Origin of the sequence: uncultured Reyranella sp., assembly GCF_945957355.1 — a bacterium.
GTDB lineage: Bacteria > Pseudomonadota > Alphaproteobacteria > Reyranellales > Reyranellaceae > Reyranella.
This window is the reverse complement of the sequence record NZ_CAMFKM010000003.1, coordinates 279,942-295,630: the sequence shown is the minus strand read 5'-3', so window position 1 is coordinate 295,630 and position 15,689 is coordinate 279,942. Positions and strand designations below refer to the sequence as shown.

The following is a 15,689-nucleotide window of genomic DNA, read 5'->3' as shown; positions in this document are numbered from 1 at the left end:
GCGCGGAAGCATCTCTTCATGACACTCAGCCTGGTCCTTCAGGCGCTCTTCGCGGGCGTGACGAACGGCATCGTCTATGCGCTCGTCGGCATGGGCCTCTCCGCCATCTTCAAGGGCAGCCGCGTGATCAACGCCATGCAGGGCGAGTTCGCGGTCATCGGCGCCATGACCACCGTATTGCTGCTCACCAAGGCGGGCTGGCCCTATGCCGCCGCCATCGCCGGCGGTGCGATCGCCGGCGCCCTGGTCGGCGCCTTCATCGAGGTCGCCTTCGTGCGCTACATGGCGAAGAAGAACGCGAGCGAGGACAGTTTCCTGCTGCTCACCATCGGCCTCGCCCTCTCCCTGTCGGCCAGCATCCTCTATTTCGTCGGGCGTGACGGCCATCTGCTGCCCCCACTGGGCGGCGAGGGCGTTCTGATCGTCATGGACGCGGTCATCCAGTTCCATGCGTTGTGGCTGATCGCCATCGGTATCGGCGCCACCCTGGCGCTGCGCGCCTTCTATCACCGCACCACGATCGGCCTGTCGATGATGGCGGCCTCGATCGATGCGGACGGCGCGGCGACCACCGGCATCAACGTCGCGCGCATGCGCACCTTCACCTTCGTGCTGGGCGGCCTGCTGGGAGCCCTGGGCGGCATCCTGGTCACCCCGCTGATCGCGGTCGACTACCAGCTCGGCCTCAACCTCACGCTCAAGGGCTTCGCCGCTGCCGTGCTGGGGGGGCTGACCAACCCGCTGGGAGCCGCCGTCGGCGGCATCACCCTGGGACTGGTCGAGTCGCTGGCCATCATCGGCATCTCGTCGAGCTACAAGGACGTCGTCGCCTTCTCCGTGCTCATCGTCATCATGATCCTGATGCCGCAGGGCATCCTCGGCCGCGCCGGCCGGCGGGGAGGCTGAGCGCATGAGCTCACGCACCCTCCTCTGGCTGGTCCCGTGCCTCATCGTCTGGGCCGTGCTGCCCTTCATCGTGCCGCGCAACATCGCCGATCTTCTCGTCTTCACCGGCATCTACACGGTCGCCGGCCTCGGCATCGGCCTGCTGCTGGGCCATTGCGGCATCGTCAACCTGGCGCAGGCGACCTTCTACGGGCTCGGCGCCTATGCCAGCGCCTACTGCACGGTGATGATGGGACTGCCCAGCATCGTGGGCTTCTTCGCGGGCGCCGCCATCAGCATGGCGCTGGCCTATGTCATCGGCCGGCCCATCCTGCGCCTGACCGGCTACTTCCTGGCGCTCGGCACGCTGGCGCTCAGCGCCATCGCGAGCGCGCTGTTCTTCGAGTGGGACTGGCTGACCGGCGGCACCCTGGGCATCGGCGGCATCCCCAAGCTCGACCTGTTCGGCTTCCTGCTCGATCGGCCCTCGCGCTACTACTTCTTCGTCTGGATCGTGGCCTTCGCCTGCATGGCTGTGGCGCACAACCTGGTCGACAGCCGCACCGGCTTGATGCTGCGCTCGATGCGCGATTCCAGCACCGCGGCGGCCGCCCTCTCGATTGACCTCCAAACCCTGCGCACCAAGGTGTTCGTCGTCTGCGCCCTGTTCGGCAGCCTGGCCGGCAGCCTGTTCGCCCACCACGCCTCGTTCGTCAGCACGCAGAGCTTCACCGTCGACCGTTCGATCAGCTTCCTGCTGATCCCGGTGATCGGCGGCGCGACCTCGATCCCCGGCATCGTGGTCGGTGCCCTGTTCGTCACCTTCCTGCCCGAGCTGCTGAGCAAGCTGGGCGATATCCATCAGATCCTTTTCGGCCTGGCGCTGGTCGCCGTCGTCGTGCTGATGCCGGAGGGGCTGGTCGGGGCGTTCGGCAAGCTGCGGACACGGTTCGCGAAGCGGGGCGGCGGTCATGGCTGAGCCCCTCCTCGCCCTCAGGGAAGTCGGTCATTCGTTCGGCGGACTTTCCGTGCTGCGTTCCGTCACCTTCGACGTACCCGAAGGCGGCATCATCGGCCTGATCGGGCCCAACGGCTCGGGCAAGACCACCTTGTTCAACATCGTGACCGGCTACATCCGGCCACTCACCGGCACGATCACCTATCGCGGCGCCGTGCTGGGCCGCGACACGATCCAGCAGCGCGGCCTGCAGGGCCTCGTCCGCACGTTCCAGACACCGCAGGTCTTCGAGCAGATGACCGTGCTGGAGAACGTCATGGTGGGCTGCACCAAGCTCACGCGCACCACCATGCTGCAGGACCTGCTGCGCACCCCCGCCGCGCGCGGCCAGATGCGCGAAATCCGCGAGCGCGCCGAGGCGGCCTGCGAGCGCTTCAGCCTGACGGCGTTGCGCGACCTGCCGGCCGCGAGCCTCACCGCAGGCCAGCGCCGCATCCTGGAGATCGCCCGCGCCGTGGCCGGCGAGCCGCGCCTGCTGCTGCTCGACGAACCGTCGTCCGGCCTCAACGTCCAGGAGATCGACGACCTGCGCGACTGGATCGTGCGACTGAACGAGGAAGGCATCACGGTCCTTCTGGTGTCGCACGACATGGGCCTGATGACCGTGGCCCGCACCGTGCACACGCTCTATTTCGGCGAGATCATCGCCAGCGGCGACATGGCCGCCATCCAGCGCGACCCGCGGGTCCGCGAAGTCTATCTCGGGGTCTGAACCGTGCTGGAAGTGACCTCCGTCTCCGCCGGCTACGGCGCCCTCACCGTCCTGCGCGACGTCTCCCTCAGGGTCGGCGACGGCGAGGCCGTGGCCCTGGTCGGCGCCAACGGCGCGGGCAAGACCACCCTCGTCCGCACGGTCTGCGGCCTGCTGCGCGCCCGTGGCGGCCGCATCGTCAAGAACGGTACCGACATCACCGCCACCCCGGCGCATGACCTGGCCAAGCACGGGCTGGCCGTGGTGCTGGAGAACCGCCGCCTGTTCGGCGAGCTGTCGGTGCGCGAGAACCTGATCCTCGCCGAAACGGTCGGCCGCAAGGTGCGCGGTGCCGACCTGCGCTTCTCGTGGGACGAGGTGACGGACCTGTTCCCCGTGGTGAAGGAGCGCATGGCCTCGCCTGTGGAACTGCTGAGCGGCGGCCAGCAGCAGATGGTCGCGATCGCCCGCGCGCTGCTGCTGCAGCCCGACCTGCTCATCATGGACGAACCCTCGACCGGCCTCGCCCCCAAGGTGGTCAAGGACATCCTGCTGGTCATCAAGGCGCTGCGCGAGCGCGGCATGGGCCTGCTCCTGATCGAGCAGAATGTCGGGATCGCCTCGGAGATCACCGACCGCGCCTATGTCATGTCGGTCGGCAGCATCGTCCACGAGATCGGCCCTGGCGAATGGCAGACCTTCCTCACCGACGAGAGGCTGGTAAATGCCTATCTCGGCTGAGGCTGCCGCGCCAACATGCGGCGGAGCGATTGCAGGGCTGGCGCGTTACCTTCGGATGCGCGCCTTGTTCTCCATCACCCGTCTGGTCTCCATATGGGAGCTGTTGCGGGGCAGTTTCTGGTTCCTGCCGAGCATGATGGCGGCGGGCGCCGTGCTGCTTTCCTTCGCTGCGGTTCAACTCGACGCGGCGATGGAGGCGGACGCCTACGGCCGCTTCGAGTTCATCTATCTCTTCGGGCCCGAAGGCGCGCGCGCCATCCTGTCGGCGGTAGCGACCTCGATGATCACGGTCGCGGGCCTCACCTTCTCGATCACCATGTTGACCCTGCAGCTCGCTTCGTCGCAGTTCGGACCGCGCCTGCTGCGCAACTTCATGCGCGACCGCGGAAATCAGCTGGTGCTCGGTACCTTCATCAGCACCTTTGTCTATTGCCTGCTCGTACTGCGCACCGTGAAAGGCGTCGAAGGGTCGAGCTTTGTGCCGCATCTGGCGGTGGCGATCGGCGTCATGCTGGCCGTGGCAGGCCTCGCTGTATTGATCTACTTCATTCACCACACCGCGACCTCGATCCGCATCGAGACCCTGCTGGCATCACTGGCAGCCGAAACCGGGGCAACGATCGACCGCCTGTTTCCGGAGCGGCTGGGAAATGAGGACCCGGAGGATGCCGGGCAGGCGCCGGACTTCGATCGGGGGCGCGTCATCTGCGCGAATGCCAGTGGCTACGTCCAATCGGTCGACAATACAGCACTGCTTCGCCTCTCCACCGAAGAGGATCTGATCGTTGACGTGGTCGCACGGCCCGGCAGCTTCGTGACCGAGCGCGATCCGCTGTTGCGCGTTCTCGCGCCCAGGGCCCTCCCCGAAAACAAGGCAGACGCGCTGCGCTCGACCCTCATCGTCGGAATCGAACGCACCCCCTACCAGGACCTCGACTTCTCCATCCGGCGGATCGTCGAGATTGCCCAGCGCGCCCTCTCTCCTGGAACCAACGACCCGACGACTGCGCTCTACTGCATCGACCGGCTACGCGAGGCTACGGTTCGGCTTGCCGAGCGCAGGACTCCCTCGAGCTTTCGGCATGACGATCGAGGCCGGTTGCGCATCGTGGCCGAGCCCGTGTCTTTCGAAGCGGTCGCGGTCGGGGCTTTTGGCGCCGTGGCACTCTATGCCGGCATCGATTCCGACGTACTGAAGGCGCTCGTCTCGGCGCTCGACGCGGTGATCGCCGCTGCGGAAGGCAAGGACCGCGCGCAGCTCGTGGCGCTGCGCCGGGCTTTGCACGAACGGCTAAGCAGGGACAAATGACGGTGCTCGCGCCCTTCGATGTCGCGGCGGCCGTCGTCGTGTGTGCGGCGGTGTTCGGATACGTCAATCATCGCTTCATCGGGCTGCGTCAGACGACCGGCCTGACGATCATGGGCGCGCTGGCCTCCCTGGCCATCGTTGCCGTGAACGCCCTGTGGCCGGGGCTGTCGCTTCCACGTCAACTCGTCGAGAGCATAAGGTCCATCGATTTCCACACGACGGTCATGGACGGGCTTCTGTCGTTCCTTCTGTTCGCCGGCGCCCTGCACATCGACCTCCAGACGATGCGGCGCTCGGCCTGGGCGATCGCTCTCATCACCATCTCCGGCGTACTCCTGTCGACCGCCCTCATTGGCGGCGCGGTATGGCTGGCACTTGGCCTTGCCAGCATGAGCCTGCCGTTGATCTGGTGCCTCGTCTTCGGCGCGCTGATCAGTCCGACCGACCCCGTCGCCGTCCTGGGGATCCTCAAGTCGGCCGAGATACCAGCCACGCTCGAAGCGACGGTGGCCGGCGAGAGCCTGTTCAACGACGGTGTCGGCATCGTCGTGTTCACTCTGCTCCTGGGCATGGCGACGGGGGCGGAGGAAGTGAGTGTCGCGGGCGCAGCTAGCCTGTTCGCGGTGGAGGCGCTGGGCGGCGCGGCCCTCGGATTTATTGCCGGCTGGACGGCGTTCCTGGCTCTGCGGTCGATCGACGATCACAATCTCGAGGTCCTCATCACCGTTGCCTTGGTGATGGGCGGCTATGCGCTGGCCCACAGCCTTGGCGTCAATGGCCCGATCGCCATGGCCGTCGCCGGGCTCATCATAGGCAATCACGGCCGCCGCCTCGCCATGAGCGACAATACGCGCGAGCACGTAAACAAGTTCTGGTCGCTGATCGATGAGACCCTGAACGCCGTGCTGTTCCTCCTTATCGGCATCGAGGTCATCGTCGTACTGGAGGATTGGCGCCTCCTCCTCATCGGCATGGTGGCGGTGCCGTTGACCCTCGCCGCGCGGGCGATCTCTGTGGGCCTGCCAATGCTGGCGCTGAGGCATGGGCAAAGCCTGCCGCCGGGTTCTTACTCGATCCTGGTGATCGGCGGCGTGCGCGGCGGCATCTCGATCGCGCTAGCACTCGCATTGCCGGACGGGCCTGAAAAGCACGTCATCGTGCTGGCGACCTATGTCGTCGTGATGTTTTCGGTGATCGTGCAGGGCGCGGTGGTTGGCGCGACGGCACGCCGGCTCTTCGCGCCCTGAAGCGGACGCAACATTTGAGCCGCCCCGATTTGCGCAAGACAGACAGACAGCGGCCGGCTACGCAGCATCGAGGGCATGTGCGACGTGGTGACCGGCTCTCCTGTGGCGCTGACCTCGGCCTCTGCCTGATTCCGACGCCCCTCGCCGCAAGAAGCGCTACTTGCGGCCAATGCCGGTCTGGAGACTCACTGTCTCCCCAGCGGCACCGCCGGCATCGAAGGCAGCCGGCGAAATCATGCGCCCAGGACCGGCCTCGACGGTGCGCAGCTTCAGGCCGAGCTTTTCCAGCTCGGTGTCGACGACAGCGGCCTTCAGCACGACGAGCCCGCGGCCGCTGCTCCGGATGACCTCGTCGCGCTCCGCCTTCATCGCCATCAGCCGGTCGGCGATGGAGGCGCACATGCCAAGCGCGAAGGAGGCATTGGCCAGATGACGTTCCTGGTGGCGGAAGCGCCTGTAGTCGGCCGAGACCTTGTAGCGGCCAAGCTCGGCCCGAACCGCGCCATCGATCAGTTCGGTGAGGTAGTGCGCCACCTCGACGTCGGCCGGCAGGCCGAAGAAGACGTAGCGCGCCTCGCCGGCCGCATTTTTCTCGCGCCAGACCCGGCAGTCGCAGAAGGCGGCGATGGCGCCGATGCACTCGTCGATCGGGATGCGCTTCTTGAGCCGGGTCTCGTAGACCCGCTCCTCGCACTGCGTTTCGCGGATCTCGACGTCGCTCAGCGACAACTCGTAGCGGGCGAGCAGCTCGGCCACCTTGGCCGCCGCCGCCAGCGCCTCGCCTTCGGTGCAGCCATTGTCGATCGTCTTGGCGCGCAGCGCCTGGATGCGGCCCCGGAGCTTGTCGAGGGCCGAAGCGTCCGGCGGCGTCACGGGCGCGGTGCGGGCGGCGTCGCGCGCTTCTTGCGGAAGTGGAGATAGAGCGCGAAAGCAACGCCGATCGCCAGGCCCGGCAGCGCCGAGGCGACAGCGAGGGAGGCGATACCCATCTCGCAGCCGCCCGAATCGCCCGGCGTGCCGCAGCGGGAATCGAGGCTGTACGCGAGCGTGAGCCCCACGATCCCGACCACGATGGGCGTCACGACGATGCCCAGCAAACCGAAGCCCAAGATCTTCAGAGTGAGTCCGAGCATCAGCCGGCCACCCGGCGTGCTGCTTCCTCGAAGCGTTTGCGGCGCATCCCGGCGCGCGGATCGTCCATATCCGGGATCATCGGCTCGGGTACCCATCCGTCGCGGCCGGGCACGTAGGCGCGATTGGTCTGCTGGGGATTGCGGTTGACCAGGGGCCGCGCATGCATCGGATGGCGCAGGCTGCGCACCTCATGCTCGATCTCGAACAGCGCCTTGCCGGTGGCCGGATCGGCGATGTGCTGGAACCGGTACTGGTGCTGGTTGCTCTCCTCGGTCACCAGTCCGCGCTCGACCAGCGCCCGATAGGGCCCGGAGAAATTCGCGACATAGACCTGGATATGATGCCCGTCATAGGCCTCGGGCGCGGCATCGCTCTCACGGAAGATCAGTTCCTGGCCGATGCCGACGGAAACATGCGCTGCCGATCCCTCGACGCGTGCACCGGTCGCGAAGACATCGCGATAGAAGCCGGCGATCCCCCCGGCCGCGCCGCGGGGCACATCGAACTCGACATAGGCCATGCCCAGTCCCATGCCGTCGAAGCGCGCCGACGGCTCGTGACACAGGATGCGATTGCCCCAGGGACAGCTCACCGCGACATGGTCTTCGCGCTCGGCGAAGGCAAAGCGCGTGTCGCCGAGCATGCCTTTCACCCGGTCGAGACGTTGCAGCAGCGCCTCGCGGTCGGGAATCACGAGCCCGACCCGCCCCCGCAGGCGCTGCGCTCCGGCCATCGTCGGCAGGTGGAACTGGCTGCGCCCGACATTGACCCACATATTGTCGATGCCGGTCATCATGTAGGGATCGCGCGTCAGGCCGAGCCCCGTCATGTAGAAGACCGTCGCCAGTCCCTGGTCGGCGATCCCGAGATTGACATGCTCCAGCGCCACGATGTTGCCGAGGTCCTCGGCGCTGCGGTCGTACTGTCTGGCACCCGGCTTGGTCATGACCTGCCCTCCTCAACCGGCCGCAGTATAGAGGCTGGCGGACGTGGCTGTCAGACGGCAATGCGGCCTGCTCAGACCTTGATGTCAGCCTTCCTGATGATCTCACCGAACGACACGCGCTCGCGTCCGATGGTGGCCTGGAATGTCTTCGTGTCCTGGAAGCTCGAGTAGTTGCCGCTCGCCACCAGCTTCTCGTTCAGGGCCGGGTCCTTGACCGCCTCGCCGATCGCCGCGGACATCCTGTCGATGGCGGCCTGCGGCGTTCCCCTGGCCGCCAGGATGCCATACCAGGCATCGCCGCCGATCTTGCCCAGCCCCTGCTCCTTCAGGGTGGGTATGTCCGGCTTACCGGGCCAGCGCTTCTCCCCCAGCACGGCAAAGCACTTCAGGCGGCCGGCGGCGATGTGCGGCAGGGTCGTCGGGTCGAACTGCACCTGGATCTGGCCTGACAGCAGGTCGTTGGTCGCCGGGGCGCTGCCCTTGTAGGGCACGTGAACCATCTTCACGCCGGCCTCGATGTTGAAGATCTCGCCGTAGAGCTGGGTGATGGTGGCGAGCCCTGCCGAGCCGAAATTGACCTTGCCGGGGTTCGCCTTGGCGTAGGCGATGAATTCCTGGAGGTTGTTGGCCGGTACCTGCGGGTTGATGCCCATCCCCATCCACGAGGTCGCGGTGCGCGCCACCGCCACCAGGTCCTTCGACGTATCGTAAGGCAGCGGCTGGAGATGCTCGGTGATGCAGACCATCGCCGTGGTCGTCGTCAGGAAGGTATAGCCGTCGGCCGGCGCGCTCTTGATGACGTGCTCGGCGCCGATCGCGCCGCTGGCGCCGGCCTTGTTGTCGAACAGGATGCTCTGCCCCAGCAACGCACCGGCGCGCTCGAGTACGATGCGCGTCGTGACGTCGGAGGGGCCGCCCGGCGGATAGGGAATGACGACGCGGATCTGCTTGTTGGGCCAGTCATTCTGCGCCGACACGATGGATGGCGCCGCGACGAGGCCAGCAGCGGTGCCGCCGAGAAAAAGTCGCCGTCCGACCTTCGCCGGAGTCTTCCTGCGGTTGTCCATGGTCGTTTGCCCTCCCAGGCACTTGTTTTGCCGGAAAGGCTACACCAACTGTCAGGAAAGGCCAGCCGGCGGCTCCTCGCCGCTACGCTCGAACAGGAAGTGGCCGCATCGTCCGGCCGTGCGGAAGGCGGAATCGCGGCCAATAAACGAAACAAGCGCAATAAACGAAACAAATGAAACGGATGTCGCACCCCCTCCATCGCCAGCCTGCTAGCGTTGCCAGCAGACTCGTCGCCAGAGGCCGAACAGACCGACGCCGAGCGCCAGGGTCGCACCGATCAGAAAGCCGGTGGCGTAGCCGCCCGTCAGCGACAGGGCGGCGCTGAACAGCAGCGGCAGGATCAGGGCGCCGGCATCGCCGAAGGCCAGGACCGCGCCCGTGGTGGCGCCGATCCGGCCGACCGGCGACAGGCGCGCCACCTCGGCCAGCAGCACGCCGTGCCAGCTCACGCCGGTCACGCTCAGCGCCGTGGCGATTGCGGCCGCGGCCCAGGTCGGCCAGCCGGGATCGATCGAAGCCGTGAGAACGGCAGCGCCGGCCATGCCGATGCCGAGGAAGGCCAGCAGGGTCGCCGGCGGCACGAAGCGCGAGGCGAGCCAGCCCCAGCCGATGCGCGCCGGGACCGCGACGACGATGGCGATGGCGAAGACCTGGCCCGCCCGCTCGAGGTCGTAGCCCAGGCCGCGCACCAGGTAGAGCACGAAGAAGCCGGTGAAGAGCGACTGCAGGCCTACGAAGCTGAACATCGCGACGCACAACATGCGCAGCGCGGGATCGCGCAGGACGCCGAGCACATTAGCCCGGATGTCGGCCGGTGAAAGCGGCTGGGCAGGATTGCGATCGACGTCGAAGCCCGCGCGCAGCGGCTGCAGCGCCAGCACGATCAGGAAGGAGGCCAGTGCAATGACCAGCAGCGCCACCCGCCAACCGGCCTCGACCACCAGCGCCGGCGCCACCACACCGGCCAGCATCAATCCGACCGGCACGCCGCACTGCTTGATCGAGAAGACCAGCGGCGCCAGGTGCCGGGGTGCCAGCCGACCGAGGAGATGCGAACTCGACGGCGTCGAAACCGCCTGCCCGAGCCCGCCGATGAAGGCGCCGGCTGCGAAGAGCGGCAACCAGCCCGCGGTCGTGATCGCGAGGCCGACGCCCAGCGCCGCCATGCCGACCTGCGTCATGCGCACCGCTCCGTACCGCAGGATGAATCCGCCGCAGCCCACAGTCGTCAGGAAGGCCGCGACCGAACCGATCGCGAGATAGACGCCGACCAGTGCCGCTTCGATGCCGAGATCGACCACGATGGCCGCGGCGATCAGCGGTACCGTCGACCGTCCCAGGGTAGCGAAGGTCTGCTGCACCGTCATGGCGCCGAGCGCGACGTAGAGTGGACTGGCGATGAGGCGGCTCCGACGAGGTGGTCATCAGAGTGGCGCCCACCGCTCAGAATGCAAACAGATTGTCCCGGAAATGCGCGTGCGAGTACGCAGTGCGAACCAGGCCGCGCCGTTGCAGTTCCGGCACCAGCCCGTCCGTGATCTCCGCGACATAGCGACGGCTGAGCGGCCCGCTGAACATGAAGCCGTCGCCGCCCACCCGCTCCATCGCCTCTTCCATCACGTCTGCGACGCGCCGGGTCGTTCCAGCCACCGCGTGCTCGAAGCCGAAGCTGTAGTTGCTCGCCACCTCTCGCAAGGTGCGGCCCTGCGCCAGGAAGCGCTTCAGCGTCCCCTGCTGGCCGTTGGTCGTGAGCTCGGCCAGCGGCGCATCGAGATCGAAGGTCGAGAAGTCGATGTCCGTGAGGCTGCCCATCATAGCCAGCGTGATCTCGGGCGCGGCCTCGCGCTGCGCCTTCCGGCGACGAACGCGCTCTTCCGCTTCCTCGTTGGTCTCGCCCAGGGTCGGCGATACGACGAACAGCACCTTGCAGCTGTCGGGGTCGCGACCTTCTGCGGAAAGGCGCGCGCGCATGTCGTCGCGAAACGCCTTCATCTCCGCGACCGTACCGAGGGCTGCGATCACGATGTCCATGTGCCGGGCGGCGAAGGCCTTGCCCTGCGGTGAGCCGCCGGCCTGGACCAGCACCGGCCGTCCCTGCGGCGGCCGCGCGGTGTTGAGCGGTCCGCGTGAAGAAAAGAACCGGCCCTTGAAATCGACGGCATGGACCTTCGCGGGATCAACGAAGGTGCCGGACTTCTCGTCCATGACGATCGCGTCGGCTTCCCACGACGACCAGAGCTTCGTTGCCAGCGCCACGAATTCGTCGGCCATCTCGTAGCGCAGGTCGTGTTCGAGATGCGCGTCCAGTCCGAAATTCTGCGCCGCCCGTTCCGCGGTCGAGGTCACGAAGTTGCAGCCCACACGGCCCTTCGACATCAGGTCGAGCGTCGCGATCAGGCGGGCCAGCAGGAACGGCGGATAGAAGCTGGTCGAGATGGTCGGCACGATGCCGAGGTGCCGCGTCGCCTGCGCGATCAGCGGCACCAGCGGCAGCGGATCGTTCTTCGGCGCGCGCAGGGCCCGCTTGAGATAGAAATCCATCGAGCCGCCGTAGTTGTCCGGCACGAACAGCGAGTCCTCGAGCAGGAGGCAATCGAAGCAGGCGCGTTCCAGCGCCTTGGCCAGTTCGACATGAAGGTCTGGCTGTGCCCATTCGCGCGCATCGACACCGGACCAGGGCTGGCTCCAGCCGTGCACGCCGAAACTGTTGCCGAGAAACCAGCCGAGATGGAATTGCCGTGCCGCCAAGGTGCGCCTCTCCGCCGTTGCCCGGAGCGGAGATGCAATCGACGGACCAGCTAAGGCGTCAGGCCTTCACCGTCATGTCCACGGTGCGCGCCTTGTGGGCGTAGAGGTCGATCTTGGCCCACATGCGGGCCAGCGCAACCTCGTCCGCTTCCTTCTCGGTCGCATAGGGACCGTGCCAGGCCATCGTTTCGGGCACCGGCTTGTTCCAGTTCGCCCGGCGGTCCTCTATCTGATACTCGGCTTCGAACACGAACCACATACCCGCCATCGTCGGCTCCTGCTCTTTACGCGGCTTCCTTGTCCTTGCCCTCGCCCACGCGGGCGGCGAGCGAGGCGGCCATGAACTCGTCGAGGTCGCCGTCGAGCACCTTCTGCGGGTCCGATCGCTCCACGTTGGTCCGCAGGTCCTTCACCATCTGGTAGGGCTGCAACACGTAGGAGCGGATCTGGTGACCCCAGCCGATGTCGGTCTTGTTGGCCTCAGCCTCGAGACGCTCGGCCTCGCGCTTCTGCAGTTCGACCTCGTAGAGGCGCGCCTTCAGCATCTGGATCGCCTTGGCGCGGTTCTGGTGCTGCGAGCGCTCCTGCTGGACGGCGACGGCAATACCGGTCGGCAGATGGGTGATGCGCACCGCGGAATCGGTCTTGTTGACGTGCTGGCCGCCGGCGCCCGACGCACGATAGGTGTCGACCCGAAGATCCTTATCGACCAGTTCGATCTCGATGTTGTCATCCACCTCGGGGTAGACCCAGACCGAGGCGAACGAGGTCTGGCGCCGCGCATTGCCGTCGAACGGGGAGATACGCACCAGCCGGTGCACGCCGCTCTCGGTCTTCAGCCAACCATAGGCGTTGGGACCCTCGACCTTGTAGGCGCAGGACTTGATGCCGGCCTCTTCGCCGGCACTTTCCTCGAGCCAGCTCACCTTGTAGCCGCGGCGCTCGGCCCAGCGCGTGTACATGCGAGCCAGCATCTCGGCCCAGTCCTGCGCCTCGGTGCCGCCGGCGCCGGCGTTGATCTCGATATAGGCGTTGTTGGCGTCGGCCTCGCCCGACAGCAGCGTCTCGAGCCGCGCCGCCTTGGCCTCACCCGTCGCCTCGCGCAGCGCTTTCTCGCACTCGGCGATGGTGGCCTCGTCCTTCTCGGCTTCGGCCATCTCGATCAGGCCGACATTGTCGTCGACTGCCGCCCGCAGGCGCTTGATCGCACCGATCGACGCTTCGAGCCGGGTGCGCTCGCGCATCACCTTCTCCGCTTCCTTCGGATCGTTCCACAGCGCCGGATCCTCGGCGCGCGCGTTCAGCTCATCGAGACGTACGACCGCACGGTCGTAGTCAAAGACGCCTCCTGAGGAGTTCGAGCGACTCCTCGATCTCGTTCACCATCGCTTGGGCTTCGGCGCGCATCACGGATCCGTTTCGAGCTGACTAATAGGTCTCGCCGGTGCCCGAGAGACCCGGACGCCGGGGGCTGCCCGCCTGCTGCGGGCCCTGCGTGGGGTCTATAGCGGAATAAGGGGCCGATCCGTCAAGCGGTGTGACCATATAGCCATCCGATCCCGGCTCGGTATTCGGCTTGAACACCTCGTCGATCGTGCCGCCCTCGTAGCTGAAGCGGACCATGCGCAGGCCCGGCGGCACGCGGAACGGCGTCGGCGGCTTGCCCTTGAAGATTTCCTTGGCGATCGCTTCGTAGATCGGCACGGCATTGCCGCCGCCGGTCTCCTGCGCGCCCAATGTCCGCGGCTCGTCGAAACCGATGTAGACGCCAACGGTGATATCGGGCGTCGAGCCCAGGAACCAGTTGTCGTGCGCGTCGTTCGTCGTGCCGGTCTTGCCGGCGATCGGACGGCCGAGCGCCGCCAGGCGTCCCGCCGTGCCGCGCGTCGTGACGCCCTGCATCATGCTGACGACCTGGTAGACCGATGCCGGATCGTGGAAGGGCTTGCGCGAATCGACGAGTTCCGGCGCAGCGGGCGTGGCATTCCCCGCCGTCTCGCCGCAGCCGCGGCAGGTGCGCGGCTCGTGGCGGTAGACCGTCTTGCCGTTACGATCCTGAACCCGGTCGACCAGCGAGGGCGTGATCTCGAGCGCGCCGTTGGCCAGCATCGCATAGGCCATCGTCATCCGGAGCAGCGTCGTCTCGCCGGCGCCAAGCGCCATCGGCAGGTAAGCGCCCATGTGATCCGTGACGCCGAACTCCTTGGCGACATCGACGACGCGCTTCATCCCGATCTGCTGCGCCATGCGCACTGTCATCAGGTTGCGCGACAGTTCGAGGCCACGGCGAACGGTGGTCGGTCCCAGCATGTCGCCGCCGTAGTTCTTCGGCGTCCACAGCGGCTGGCCGTAGCCCGGATCGTAGACGAACGGCGCATCGAGCACGATCGAGGCCGGCGTAAAGCCGGCGTCCATCGCGGCGAGATAGACGAACGGCTTGAAGGCGGAGCCCGGCTGGCGGGCGGCCTGGACGGCGCGATTGAACTGGCTGCGGCCGTAGGACCAGCCGCCCGACATGGCCAGCACGCGGCCGGCCTGGGTGTCCATCACGACGACGCCACCCTCGACGTTGGGCACCTGGCGCAGCGCATAGGTCTTCGGCGGATAGGGCTTGGCGTTGGCACCGGCCGGCTTCTCGACCTTCTCGACGACGATCACGTCGCCCACCGAGACGACGTCGCGCGGGCCGCGCGGCGCGCCGCCGACCGTCTGGTTCTGCAGGGTCGGGCGCGCCCAGGTCATCTCGGCGAAAGGCACCGTGCCTTCCCCCCCGTCCGGCAGTCCGACCAGCTGGACGGACTGCGCGTCGACCTTGCTGACGACCGCAAGCTGCCAGGTCGGCGGACCGGCCAGCGGCCGCCGCTGGACGAGTCGGGCAAACTCCTCCTCCCAGACGCTCATGTCGGGGATCTTGGCGTAGGGCCCGCGCCAGCCGTGGCGGCGGTCGTAGGCGATCAACCCGTCACGGAGGGCGTTGTCGGCAACCGCCTGGATGGCCGGATCGAGAGTCGTACTGACGGTGAGGCCGCCTTCGTAGAGGCCCTTCTCGCCATAGGCCGCCATCAGATTGCGCCGCACTTCCTCGGCGAAGAAATCGGCCTGCGCCACTTCCGTGGTGCTGCGGCGACGATACTGCAGCTTGTCGGCCTTGGCGGCCTGCGCCTCGGCGGCGGTGATATAGCCGTCCTCCATCATGCGATGGAGCACGTAGTCACGCCGGGCGTAGGCTTCCTTCTCGTTGCGCACGATGTTGTAGCGGTTCGGCGCCTTGGGCAGGGCCGCGAGATAGGCGATCTCGGAGAGCGACAATTCGTCGAGCGACCGGTCGAAGTAGTTGAGGGCCGCTTGGGCCACGCCGTAATTGCCCGAGCCGAGATAGATCTCGTTCAGGTAGAGCTCGAGAATGCGCGCCTTCGAGTAGGTCTCCTCGATGCGGAACGCGAGGATGGCCTCGCGGATCTTGCGCGAGAGCGTCGCCTGGTTGGTGAGCAGGAAGTTCTTGGCGACCTGCTGCGTCAGGCCAGACGCACCTTCGGGGCGCTTGCCCGGGTTGGCCACGTTTGCCACCACGGCACGCAGGACGCCGATGAAGTCGATGCCGGGATGGGTGAAGAAGCGCTGGTCCTCGGCCGCGACGAAGGCCTCGAGCACCCGCTTGGGCATGGCGTCGACCGGCACGAAGACGCGCTTCTCGCGCGCATACTCGGCCAGGAGCTTGCCATCGGAGGCATAGAGCCGGGTCAGGGTCGCCGGCTGGTAGTCGGCGAGCTGCTTGTGGTCGGGCAGTCCGTGGCTGAAGTGCCAGAAGAGGCCTGCAACGGTGCCGGTGCCGACGATGAGGGCGGCGGTGGCAAAAGCCAGACTGATCTTGATGAAGTTGAGCACGGTCACTTTCTACGCGG

At 67.0% G+C, this 15,689-nt stretch carries 15 protein-coding genes; 6 read left to right on the top strand and 9 right to left on the bottom strand.

What is annotated here, in order from left to right; genetic code table 11:
* Positions 1–18: 18 nt before the first annotated feature.
* The 6 genes from Q0Q48_RS07090 to Q0Q48_RS07065 all read left to right on the top strand — a co-directional run bounded on the left by Q0Q48_RS07090 (position 19) and on the right by Q0Q48_RS07065 (position 5,891).
* On the top strand, positions 19–906 hold the full coding sequence (locus Q0Q48_RS07090; protein WP_295136021.1) for a branched-chain amino acid ABC transporter permease: 888 nt from the start codon (positions 19–21) through the stop codon (positions 904–906).
* A 4-nt stretch (positions 907–910) separates the two neighbouring features.
* The gene (locus Q0Q48_RS07085; protein ID WP_295136020.1) at positions 911–1,864 is read left to right on the top strand and encodes a branched-chain amino acid ABC transporter permease; all 954 of its coding nucleotides are present in this window, start codon (positions 911–913) and stop codon (positions 1,862–1,864) included.
* The gene (locus tag Q0Q48_RS07080) at positions 1,857–2,615 is read left to right on the top strand and encodes an ABC transporter ATP-binding protein (protein WP_295136019.1); all 759 of its coding nucleotides are present in this window, start codon (positions 1,857–1,859) and stop codon (positions 2,613–2,615) included. The genes Q0Q48_RS07085 and Q0Q48_RS07080 overlap by 8 nt, the downstream gene beginning before the upstream one ends.
* 12 nt (positions 2,616–2,627) lie before the next feature.
* Positions 2,628–3,335 (top strand): ABC transporter ATP-binding protein, encoded by a 708-nt coding sequence (locus tag Q0Q48_RS07075; RefSeq protein ID WP_295136018.1) that lies wholly within the window; start codon positions 2,628–2,630, stop codon positions 3,333–3,335.
* A 64-nt stretch (positions 3,336–3,399) separates the two neighbouring features.
* Complete coding sequence (locus Q0Q48_RS07070; RefSeq protein ID WP_295136017.1) at positions 3,400–4,644, top strand: DUF2254 domain-containing protein; 1,245 nt, start codon at positions 3,400–3,402, stop codon at positions 4,642–4,644.
* A complete protein-coding gene (locus Q0Q48_RS07065) occupies positions 4,641–5,891 on the top strand; it encodes a sodium:proton antiporter (protein ID WP_295136016.1) in 1,251 nt (416 codons plus the stop codon). The genes Q0Q48_RS07070 and Q0Q48_RS07065 overlap by 4 nt, the downstream gene beginning before the upstream one ends.
* 156 nt (positions 5,892–6,047) lie before the next feature.
* Here the strand turns inward: Q0Q48_RS07065 and Q0Q48_RS07060 are convergent, their stop codons facing one another.
* The 9 genes from Q0Q48_RS07060 to Q0Q48_RS07020 form a co-directional block, all read right to left on the bottom strand.
* Positions 6,048–6,764: a DUF2786 domain-containing protein gene (locus tag Q0Q48_RS07060; protein WP_295136014.1), complete on the bottom strand. Its 717-nt coding sequence runs from the start codon at positions 6,762–6,764 to the stop codon at positions 6,048–6,050.
* Positions 6,761–7,024, bottom strand: a complete 264-nt coding sequence (locus Q0Q48_RS07055) for a hypothetical protein (protein ID WP_295136012.1) — start codon at positions 7,022–7,024, stop codon at positions 6,761–6,763. Before Q0Q48_RS07055 ends, Q0Q48_RS07060 begins: the two co-directional genes overlap by 4 nt.
* Complete coding sequence (locus Q0Q48_RS07050) at positions 7,024–7,971, bottom strand: hypothetical protein (RefSeq protein WP_295136009.1); 948 nt, start codon at positions 7,969–7,971, stop codon at positions 7,024–7,026. The genes Q0Q48_RS07055 and Q0Q48_RS07050 overlap by 1 nt, the downstream gene beginning before the upstream one ends.
* A 71-nt stretch (positions 7,972–8,042) precedes the next feature.
* Positions 8,043–9,038 (bottom strand): tripartite tricarboxylate transporter substrate binding protein, encoded by a 996-nt coding sequence (locus tag Q0Q48_RS07045; protein WP_295136005.1) that lies wholly within the window; start codon positions 9,036–9,038, stop codon positions 8,043–8,045.
* 210 nt (positions 9,039–9,248) lie between these two features.
* Positions 9,249–10,406 (bottom strand): MFS transporter, encoded by a 1,158-nt coding sequence (locus Q0Q48_RS07040; RefSeq protein ID WP_295136002.1) that lies wholly within the window; start codon positions 10,404–10,406, stop codon positions 9,249–9,251.
* A gap of 76 nt (positions 10,407–10,482) precedes the next feature.
* On the bottom strand, positions 10,483–11,787 hold the full coding sequence (locus Q0Q48_RS07035; RefSeq protein ID WP_295135999.1) for an NtaA/DmoA family FMN-dependent monooxygenase: 1,305 nt from the start codon (positions 11,785–11,787) through the stop codon (positions 10,483–10,485).
* Between the two features lie 58 nt (positions 11,788–11,845).
* Positions 11,846–12,055: a hypothetical protein gene (locus Q0Q48_RS07030; RefSeq protein ID WP_295135996.1), complete on the bottom strand. Its 210-nt coding sequence runs from the start codon at positions 12,053–12,055 to the stop codon at positions 11,846–11,848.
* Between the two features lie 16 nt (positions 12,056–12,071).
* Positions 12,072–13,194 (bottom strand): peptide chain release factor 2 gene (gene prfB, locus Q0Q48_RS07025; RefSeq protein ID WP_295136345.1). Its coding sequence is split into 2 segments (ribosomal slippage): positions 12,072–13,124 and positions 13,126–13,194, totalling 1,122 coding nucleotides; the frame shifts between segments, so codons are not numbered across the junction.
* A 21-nt stretch (positions 13,195–13,215) separates the two neighbouring features.
* Positions 13,216–15,672, bottom strand: coding sequence for a penicillin-binding protein 1A (locus Q0Q48_RS07020; protein WP_295135994.1), 2,457 nt, complete (start codon positions 15,670–15,672; stop codon positions 13,216–13,218).
* Between the last annotated feature and the right edge of the window lie 17 nt (positions 15,673–15,689).

Excerpts from the sequence above, each read along its gene's own strand:
- Q0Q48_RS07050 (WP_295136009.1), bottom strand. The coding sequence starts at position 7,971 with ATGACCAAGCCGGGTGCCAGACAGTACGACCGCAGCGCCGAGGACCTC.
- Q0Q48_RS07080 (WP_295136019.1), top strand. The coding sequence starts at position 1,857 with ATGGCTGAGCCCCTCCTCGCCCTCAGGGAAGTCGGTCATTCGTTCGGC.
- Q0Q48_RS07030 (WP_295135996.1), bottom strand. The coding sequence starts at position 12,055 with ATGGCGGGTATGTGGTTCGTGTTCGAAGCCGAGTATCAGATAGAGGAC.
- Q0Q48_RS07090 (WP_295136021.1), top strand. The coding sequence starts at position 19 with ATGACACTCAGCCTGGTCCTTCAGGCGCTCTTCGCGGGCGTGACGAAC.
- Q0Q48_RS07055 (WP_295136012.1), bottom strand. The coding sequence starts at position 7,024 with ATGCTCGGACTCACTCTGAAGATCTTGGGCTTCGGTTTGCTGGGCATC.
- Q0Q48_RS07040 (WP_295136002.1), bottom strand. The coding sequence starts at position 10,406 with ATGACGGTGCAGCAGACCTTCGCTACCCTGGGACGGTCGACGGTACCG.
- Q0Q48_RS07085 (WP_295136020.1), top strand. The coding sequence starts at position 911 with ATGAGCTCACGCACCCTCCTCTGGCTGGTCCCGTGCCTCATCGTCTGG.
- Q0Q48_RS07045 (WP_295136005.1), bottom strand. The coding sequence starts at position 9,038 with ATGGACAACCGCAGGAAGACTCCGGCGAAGGTCGGACGGCGACTTTTT.
- Q0Q48_RS07065 (WP_295136016.1), top strand. The coding sequence starts at position 4,641 with ATGACGGTGCTCGCGCCCTTCGATGTCGCGGCGGCCGTCGTCGTGTGT.